Source organism: Nostoc sp. FACHB-110 (assembly GCF_014697425.1).
GTDB lineage: Bacteria > Cyanobacteriota > Cyanobacteriia > Cyanobacteriales > Nostocaceae > Nostoc_B.
In genome coordinates this window covers 1-8944 of record NZ_JACJRU010000080.1, presented here as the reverse complement: position 1 = coordinate 8944, position 8944 = coordinate 1, and the positions used below count along the sequence as shown (strand labels likewise).

8 protein-coding genes are annotated in these 8944 nt (G+C 37.7%); 3 read left to right on the top strand and 5 right to left on the bottom strand.

Translation table 11 applies throughout. The features are described from left to right. Positions 1-213 precede the first annotated feature (213 nt). Entirely contained in the window at positions 214-1380 is a 1167-nt protein-coding gene (locus H6G69_RS33090; RefSeq protein WP_190693951.1) for a DUF58 domain-containing protein, read from the top strand. 356 nt (positions 1381-1736) lie between these two features. Here H6G69_RS33090 and arsS read toward each other — a convergent pair whose 3' ends face one another. From arsS to arsM, 3 genes are read right to left on the bottom strand one after another with little or no spacing between them, the layout of a single operon-like run. Further along, positions 1737-2744: an arsenosugar biosynthesis radical SAM (seleno)protein ArsS gene (gene arsS, locus H6G69_RS33085; RefSeq protein ID WP_190693950.1), complete on the bottom strand. Its 1008-nt coding sequence runs from the start codon at positions 2742-2744 to the stop codon at positions 1737-1739. Between the two features lie 47 nt (positions 2745-2791). Further along, positions 2792-3751 (bottom strand): inorganic phosphate transporter, encoded by a 960-nt coding sequence (locus tag H6G69_RS33080; protein WP_190693949.1) that lies wholly within the window; start codon positions 3749-3751, stop codon positions 2792-2794. Positions 3752-3765: 14 nt separating this feature from the next. Further along, on the bottom strand, positions 3766-4734 hold the full coding sequence (gene arsM, locus H6G69_RS33075; RefSeq protein WP_190693947.1) for an arsenosugar biosynthesis arsenite methyltransferase ArsM: 969 nt from the start codon (positions 4732-4734) through the stop codon (positions 3766-3768). A gap of 564 nt (positions 4735-5298) precedes the next feature. Here arsM and H6G69_RS33070 point away from each other — a divergent pair. Beyond that, complete coding sequence (locus H6G69_RS33070; RefSeq protein WP_190693940.1) at positions 5299-5706, top strand: hypothetical protein; 408 nt, start codon at positions 5299-5301, stop codon at positions 5704-5706. A 74-nt stretch (positions 5707-5780) separates the two neighbouring features. Here H6G69_RS33070 and H6G69_RS33065 read toward each other — a convergent pair whose 3' ends face one another. Then, positions 5781-6980: an acyl-CoA dehydrogenase family protein gene (locus H6G69_RS33065; protein ID WP_190693938.1), complete on the bottom strand. Its 1200-nt coding sequence runs from the start codon at positions 6978-6980 to the stop codon at positions 5781-5783. A 227-nt stretch (positions 6981-7207) separates the two neighbouring features. Here H6G69_RS33065 and yhdJ point away from each other — a divergent pair, with 227 nt between their 5' ends. Beyond that, positions 7208-8107: an adenine-specific DNA-methyltransferase gene (gene yhdJ, locus H6G69_RS33060; protein ID WP_190693937.1), complete on the top strand. Its 900-nt coding sequence runs from the start codon at positions 7208-7210 to the stop codon at positions 8105-8107. Here yhdJ and H6G69_RS33055 read toward each other — a convergent pair. Continuing rightward, positions 8096-8944: hypothetical protein (locus H6G69_RS33055; protein ID WP_206757658.1), on the bottom strand; the 849-nt coding region annotated here is incomplete at its 5' end. The genes yhdJ and H6G69_RS33055 overlap by 12 nt on opposite strands.

Below are 8944 nucleotides of genomic sequence, written 5' to 3'. Positions count from 1 at the left end.
GCGGTGGAACCACACTGATACCTTCCCGAACTCAGAGGTGAAACGCTGCTGCGGCTACGATAGTTGGAGGGTCGCCTCCTGCCACAATTGCTCGACGCCAGGTTTATACATAGAAAACAAACAGCTCCTGATGAGTCAGGAGCTGTTTTTGTTTTAGTATGGTTATTTTAACTACTTTCAGTTTTCTTTGGTGTTGGGTTACAAAAGAAACATATGAAAATCATTAAACCCATCACCAATTGGTTAGAAAATCGTGCTTGTGTCCCAACATATAGCGGTTGGGTACTTGCGGCGATCGCTATTTGTTTTTTCGGTGCTGCTGTTAATACAATGGCAGGATGGCTATACGCTATTAGCGGTGTTAATGTTGCACTATTAACCATAGCTGCAATTTTGCCGCCACGATCGCTGGTCGGCTTAACTGTCACCCGTCGCCCTTTGCAACCTGTCTCAACTGGAGATGAGTTAGCAGTTGAGTTAGAAATTCATAATCACACGAAGCAGTCTGTTAGCTTAGTACAAATTGAGGATATCTTGCCTTTCGTCTTGGGAAAACCAATCAAACAGGCTATTGACATTATTAACAGCAAAGATAGTTATCGTTGGGTATATTATCAACCTACTCAAAGTCGGGGTATTTATCGCTGGCATACTGTTGAATTAGCTAGTGGCGCACCTTTAGGTTTATTTAGAAGTCGTCGTCAGCGACATTGTGAAGCCACAGCGATTGTTTACCCGACTGTGTTACCTCTTACCACTTGCCCCTTAGTGGACGAAATGGGACAAGAAGAAAGCAAAAAAGGAGATTCGCGCCACCGACCTTTACAGACTGCAACCTCAGGATTAGTGCGATCGCTGCGTCCCTATCGGCTTGGCGATCCCACTCGGCTGATACACTGGAGAACAAGCGCACGCTATGGTGAATTGCGCGTTAGGGAGTTAGAAATAGTTACTGGTGGACAAGAAATCATTATTGCCATAGATACTGCTGGTATCTGGGAAGAAAAGAATTTTGAGCAAGCAGTCATTACAGCCGCAAGCTTATATTTTTATACACAACGTATAGGAATACCTGTACAACTGTGGACAGCTTCTACAGGTTTAGTTAAAGGTGATCGGGTCGTTTTAGAAATTTTAGCCGCAACCACATTTCAAGAAGAAGCTAGTCCTCAGGAAAAACAGAACTATCCTTTGATTTGGTTGACACAAAATTTTCTAACCTTATCTTCTTTGCCTCAAGGTAGTCGCTGGATTTTATGGGAAAACAATAACCTTGCCGAACAAAAATCTGGAGTGGTTAATAGAGATTACCCTGGCATTGTTGTACAAAGTGAATCAGAACTGCAATCTCAACTTCAAAAACCGTTACAAGCTTTGTGATGTTAATTTTTACAAGAAAAAACCGCGGAATTAAACATTCCACGGTTTTCGGTGTGGTGTGAGGAGCTTAACTACATACCATCATAAGGTAGCTAACTAGTTAGTTACGCACTCGTAGCAATTTTGGTAACAGAATTTTTGAGTAATCTATCGAGCTATTCTTTTTCTAAAAAATAAAAACCGTAGAAATTAACAATTTCTACGGTTTTATAGTGTGGTGTGAGGAGACTTAACTAATCTCATCATATAACTCTTTTGATTGTTAGTGTGACATAATTAATAAAATTTGCAGCAAGGTGATTGTTTGATGACATAAATCTAAGTGATGAAGAATTTTATTCTTCTTTTGCTAAATTTTAGATGAGAGTGCCACCACAGCTAGAACCACTACCAGCAGTACAACCGTAACAATAAGTAGCGGTTTGTACTTCGGTAATTAAGTCTAAATTACTAGCTGTAAGAAGTTGAGAAATTGTTAGGTTTTCCCCATCAGTATTTTTAGCTGGGATATTCATCATTTGGTTAAAATCACAGTCATAAACATTACCCAAATAATCAATTGAAAGTTCATTACGACACATTAAATGAGGAATTGTGTTGGCATTGAAGTGTGATTCTAGAAACTTTAAATATGGAAGATATAAATTTTTCCGCTCTAAATACATTTTAGTTCTACCAACTGGTAAATTAGTGATGGTTAAAAGATGATTAAATACAACTTCAAAATTATCTTTTAAGAAACTTTTATATGCTTTTTCTAGATTATTTTGTTCTGGGGCTAAAGAGAATTTTTTATCTATAGGTAACTGAGGATTAAATACCAAGTCTAAAATTAAGTCTTTTTCTTTTCCATAGCCAACTTGGTTAAGCCATTGCAAAGCTTTAATAGATTGGTTAAAAACACCTGTACCACGCATTTTATCAACGTTATCTGCTAGGTAACAAGGTAAAGAAGCGACCACTCTGACTTGGTTATGAGCAAAGTATTCTGGTAAGTCACCAAAACCATCTTCAAAATAGATAGTTACATTTGACCGAACAATTACCTGTTTACCAGTTTCTCTAGCTGCTTCCAGCAAGGGCCTAAAGCCGTAATTCATTTCTGGTGCGCCGCCAGTTAAATCAACAATTTGGATTTCTGGGAATTTGCAAATTAACTCAATCAACTGATTACAAATTTCTGGTGAAAGTTCTTCTGTACGTTTTGGCCCAGCTTCTACATGACAATGAACACAGGCGAGATTGCAACGTTTACCTAGATTAATTTGTAAAACAGTAATTTTATTTTTGGTGAGAGGAGCATCTAATTTCTCGTTGAAGGGTATGATTTTTTTATTTTGCTGATTGATTGGTTGAGTGTACATAATTTTTATTTACTAATTAAATTACTTAATCTAAAAAACTTGGTTTTCTAACCTTGCAATAATCTATAAGCTATGCCACTGGTAATGGCAGCAGTTGGTAACGTTAAAATCCAACTAAGAAAAATTTGCGAAAAGATGTGCCAATTAGCTTTCTTTTCAATTAAACCTACACTAAATATTGAGCTAACTGCAACGTGAGTTATGGAAATAGGAATTCCTGTGTAGCTAGCTAAGATCGCTAAAAAACCAGCAGTCATATTAGCCGATAAACCTTGAATAGCATCCAACGAGGTAATTTTTGTACTCATAGTTGCTGCAATTCTTTGGGAATTTAGCAAACCCCCAAGCCCCATTGCCATTGCGATAGTCAGCATTCCGCCTTGAATCGAAAAATATTCAATAATCAGAATAATCGAAACTAACTGAGAAGTGTGATTTAGCCCTCTAGTAAAACAGATAATTCCTGCACTGATAAAATGTAAAGTATCTACGACTTTTTGATTCGCTAGCAGGTTTAATTGATAATTAAAATATTTGACTAATTGATAAACTCCTGCTGCTAAGAAGATGGTAATAATCGGGATAAAAATTAGTGGTATAATAAAAGCCTGCCACAAAACAGCAAAATTAACTTTCAGCCCGATCGCCACTAATCCGGCTCCTAGTAACGCACCTGTTAAACTGTGAGTAGTGGAAACAGGAAATCCTGTCAAAGCCGCAATCAAGACAGTCATACCAGATGCGATCGCTACAGCTAAATGAATCTCGGGAACGTTAGCAATATTGTCGGGAAAAATTCCCTGCCCAGTAAAGTTCTGCACTAATTTCCCAGCCCAAAAAATCGCAGCTACCGCACCAGAAAAGGTTGTAATGGTCGCCCATAAAATCGCTGTTTGGTAGCTAGTTGTACCGCTCCCAAACAGCGTTGCTACACCTTTAAAATTATCATTTGCTCCATTAGAGTAAGCTAAAAATAGCGTAGCTAAAAATAAACTAATAATTAACATTTTTGACTTAAGATTTAACAGCAACCACCACCGTCATAGTGCCAAGTTGAATCAGTAATGATGATTTCTCCTGGCTGGCAAACTGCCAGTCTAGCAGCTGTTTTATCACAAACAGCCGCGGGTATACCACGTTGCAGCAGATGGCCTACTCCGTCATCAAATAAGGATTCTGTACCACAGTAAATTGCTGTCTTGCCAGTAAAAATGCAAGCACCATCATCTGGAATTCCAACTTTAAAAGAAACTGAGTCGAGACTTTCTAAAAGTAGGTTTTCTTCCAAGTTATAAGTCTGGGTATCCAGTAGCCTGTAAGGACGACGGGCGCGAATTTCAATTTGGCCAAAGCCAGCATTGATAATACGTTGAGTATACTCTTCGTAGGTGAGTGCGCCTGATAAACACATAGCCCTGAGTCGCTCATCCTGTTGAAGATGTACAGGGATAGGACGTGTAGCGATGGGATCGCTCATTTGTAAACGTCCGCCTGGTTTTAGCACTCGGTATGCTTCTTTTAAGGCATAACTTAAATCTTCTGGCTCAAAGATATTAAACAGGCAATTCTGAGCAACAACATCCACAGAAGCATCAGCTACAGGCAAGTTAAAGGCATCACCTTCTCGAATTTCTACAAAGCTAGTATCAAACCAAGGGTTTTCTGTAGCTGCAAGTTCTAGGTTCCGGGTAGCGGCTTCTCGCATAGCTGCAACTGGTTCAACGGCAATTACAGCACCAGCACGGCGAGAAAAATAAGCAAATTGCAGTGCTTCTAAGCCACCACCAACGCCAACATACAGTACAGTTGGTTGGTTACTCAGTTCTGTAGGGTGAACAGTAGTGCCACAACCATAGTTCATTTCTTGCATAGGCAAAGGAACTTTCAACCCCGGCAGTTGTAAGGGTGAACTTTGTACACAACAAAGTCCTATTTGTGGCGTTTGGGCTACTTCACGGTAAAATTCTGCTGCTGTTTCTAGATAGGTCATTCCAGTCTTAATATTGTGCTTCGTCGTCAGGATTCATCTGTGTGCATCCTAATATAACTAACTATCATTTAAATGAATTTCCCCTGAGAGGGAGATGACCCCCAAATACTTGAGTAATTACGTTATTGTTTAACCAAAGCTACATAAGTTTATGAGTTAGCAGCAAAAAATATAGTTTCATTACAAAGCTAGAGATCGCCCTAAATATTATTTATATAGGAATCCGGTTGGATTATTGAAATTATCTGCCTAGCCTGGGAGTAGAGAGTGGAGAGTAGGAAAAAGTTATTTTTGGGTGTATAGATTTTCTTTCAGAAATCAAATAAGAGTCTTATAAGTTGTTCATATATATATTTTTTTAGATTAAAATCAAACTTATAATTAATAAATTCGAGTTATTTCTCAAGATTTTATTTCAATGGGAAATACATCTAAAGACATAAAAATAATTAAAATAACTTAGCTAAAATCTCATCTCAAGATAGTAGTTCTTTGCTGTTAAACAGCCTAATCTAGTTCTCGAAGTTATTGAAAAAATACTTTTCTTTAAAGAGGACATTATTTATGGCTAATGAAAAAGTTAATAAAGCAGTAGATTCATCTGACCGGGCAAAAGTAGATATGTATGATAGGCATATTGTTCCTGCTGAAACTGCTGCTCGTAAGGAAAGAGAAGGAGAATTATACAAGACAAAACCCACAGAAGAAAGAGAAGCAGACGCACCAACTGATGACCAAACTGATGCAGGAAGTATTCACACCACAGATGGTTATACAGTAGACCAAGAAGGTTTATTGAACAACTACGCAGTAGAACCAGAAATGTATTACGAAGTTCCAGGTGATGCGCGGCAAGAAATAGTAGAAGATCAGGCACAACGCATCGACGAGCTTCAAGATGTCAATGAAGATAAAGAAGGCGAGTTAACAGAAGAAGGTGATAGCCGTGGTAGAGGCCAAGGAATAGTTTAATAAATAACTCTCACTCGCCAATTTTTTCATAAAACTCCATCCCCTTAACCTCTTCTCATTTATGAGGAGAGGTTTTATTTAATTTTTAGTGCTGCTTTTCCTAAAGATTTGCAAATCACATCATTTTGAGGAGTATGTATTCGACTGCATAAAACATCTCGATAATGTCTTTCTAGAGGATGCTTTCTTGTTAATCCAGGATTACCAATCAGTTCTAAACCAATCTCTACAGCACGAATTGAATTGGTTGTAGAAAGATATTTAATAGCTTGTGCTTGCAATCCTACATTAGGTTCATCTTCGCCTGCGTCTACTTCTTGCGCCAAACCATAAATTAGTTTGCGGTTAGCATATAACAGTGCTTCGATTTCACCTACAGCTGTTTGAAAACGTGGTAAGTTAGCAAGTGGTGTTCCTAAATTAGTTGGAGTGCGATCGCCTAAATATTCAACTAACCAATCTCGCGCAGCTGTCGCAACTCCCAAATACAAAGCACTCAATGTCAAGCTATTCCAAACAGCAGTCATCGGATCAGGTGGTGATGCAGCCAAGACAGGGCGAATATCTAAAGCATATTCATGAGGAATTAAGACATTTTCTAAAATTAAATCATGGCTACCTGTGGCTCTCATACCCATATGATCCCAAGTTTCCACAATTCGCAAGCCCGGTAAATCACGCGGAACCAAAAAGTTTCCTACTTGCGGTTCATTCTCAGTTGTCCTTGCCCAAACTACAAAGTAACGCAAAATAGGACTACCTGTGGTGTATTGCTTATGACCTGTTAACCGCCAGCCATCTGATGTCTTCTCCGCAATTGTCGCTGGTAAACCGCCCCTAGCTGGTGTGCCTAACTCTGGTTCTACACGGGCAGCATTAATTAGGGAAATATCTGCAATCGACTCAGCACATACCTTTCGATACACATCAGGATGCCAGCAACGTTGACGGCTAGCTTTAGCGTGTTGTAGGTAGTGCATATTCAATACTAAAGCCGTAGAAGCATCGCCACGGGCTATCCCCTCAATAACTTGGCAGATACTAGTCAGCCCTAAATCTTCACCTCCCAAATCTTGGGGAATAGTTAAACTCAGCAATCCTGCTTGATGCAATGCTGTAAAATTCTCGAAAGGAAATGAACCATCTTTGTCATGTGCTGCTGCACGGGTGGCAAAATCTTGCGCCAGTGCTTCAACTTTCTCAAAAAGTGTAGGGTCAGTTTTTAAGCCTTTTCTGGTAAAGTTTTCTGACACTGGCTGCTTCACCTGTAACATAATATCTTGTGTTAAAACTTTCTTGATTACTTATAAGAGTTAATGTATCGGTTATTGAGGCTGCTGAGGATAAGAGTATTACCAAAATATTTACAAAACCTACACTAAAGTTATAGTTATTCGCTCTATCCTAGTTGCACCTCAGTAAAACCAAGCCTTGCAATATTTAAACTAATGTTGTAGACTTTAAGTCACATTGATAAGATTGCTTCCTAAAGTTATTAATTGTGTTAGCAAAAGCTCAATTAGATATCAATATATACAAAGACGATTTTCATACTATTATTCATGGCGATGCTCTGGAAAACTTAAAACGCCTGGAATCAGAATCTATTGATTTAATTTTTGCTGATCCGCCTTACAACATTGGTAAAAATTTCGATGGTTTGGTTGAAAACTGGTCGGAAGAAGAATTTCTCAACTGGACATATCAATGGATTGATGAATGTCATCGTGTTTTAAAGCCCTATGGGACTTTTTACCTGATGAACAGTACAGAGAATATGCCATATCTTGATATTAAATGCCGTAAGTCTTTCTATATTAAAAGTAGAATAGTTTGGACTTACGATAGCTCAGGAGTACAAGCAAAAAATTACTTTGGTTCAATGTATGAGCCTATACTGATGCTAACAAAGCATGAAAAGAACTATACGTTTAATGCCGACGCTATTATGGTGGAAGCAAAAACTGGTGCAAAGCGTCAATTAATGGATTATCGAAAAGAACCTCCTCAGCCATACAATACTAAGAAAGTACCAGGTAATGTTTGGGATTTTGCGCGAGTACGCTTTAAAATGCAGGAATATGAAAATCACCCAACCCAAAAACCAGAAGCACTTTTAGAACGTGTTATTTTGGCTTCTTCAAATATGGGAGATACAGTATTAGATCCGTTCTCTGGTAGTTTTTCTACATGTGCAGTTGCGAAACATCTACAAAGAAAATCTATTGGAATAGAGATAAACGAAGAATATGTAAAAATAGGAATTCGTCGCTTAAATTTACCGTCAAATTACACTTCTGAAGAGTTGGCAAAGGAGAAAAAAAGAAAAACAAAAAATCTTTCTAAGAAATCGAGAGCATTGCTTGAGGAACATTCTAAAAAAAATTCATTAATCCAATAGTCCGTACTCTAGTTTGAAACATTGAATGACAATCTCTTTCAATCTAGATACCAAATGAGGAGAAATTTTAATTTCTTCAAGAATATTCCTAAGTTCATTTAACGTGTAAATTTCTTCAAAGAGGTTCATATATACTTCAATTTGTTTAGCACTATATAACTTAAGAGCATCTCTTTTAATTTTCTCCTTAACCTGCTGTGGATTTAAATCAGTCTTGATAACAAAGCTTATTGGAAACCGATTAACTTTTTCAAAATCTAGAAAATATTTTTTGACATCTAATGTTTCAGTCACTTGAAAGAAATTTCCTAATGGTTTTAAAACAAAGTCAATTCCTCCATCATTAGCATTTGTCCGCCCTGTACGATACAAAGTTAACTGTGCTGAGATTTCATTACCATTTATAGAAATAAAGATGTTTATTTTTGCAAAATGTAAGTACAGTAATCCAAAAGAAACAATTTCAAATAATCTAGCATCTGAATTATATTCAAATGCTTTTGCAATTACCTCGACAATTTGAGAATCAGTATCAGCTGCCTCAATTTCATTTAGATATGCAGTTTGTTTATCATCAATAATAGTTATATAGCTATCTACCGTATCCACAATAAAGCTAGCTGAAGAGCTTGGGTTCATATTGTTTTCAGTCAGCAAATCAACAGATATTTTTCTGCCTTTTCGCCCATCTCCCAGATTAGAAAGTTGCACAGGTAGCATATTGTAGCTTATACCAATTAAAAATGAAGCTGCATATAATGGAGAAAAGCAAACTTGGTAAGTTAACCCAACCATGAGCCGTCCATTTAAAATTGCGATCGCCGAGAGTGAAGAGGA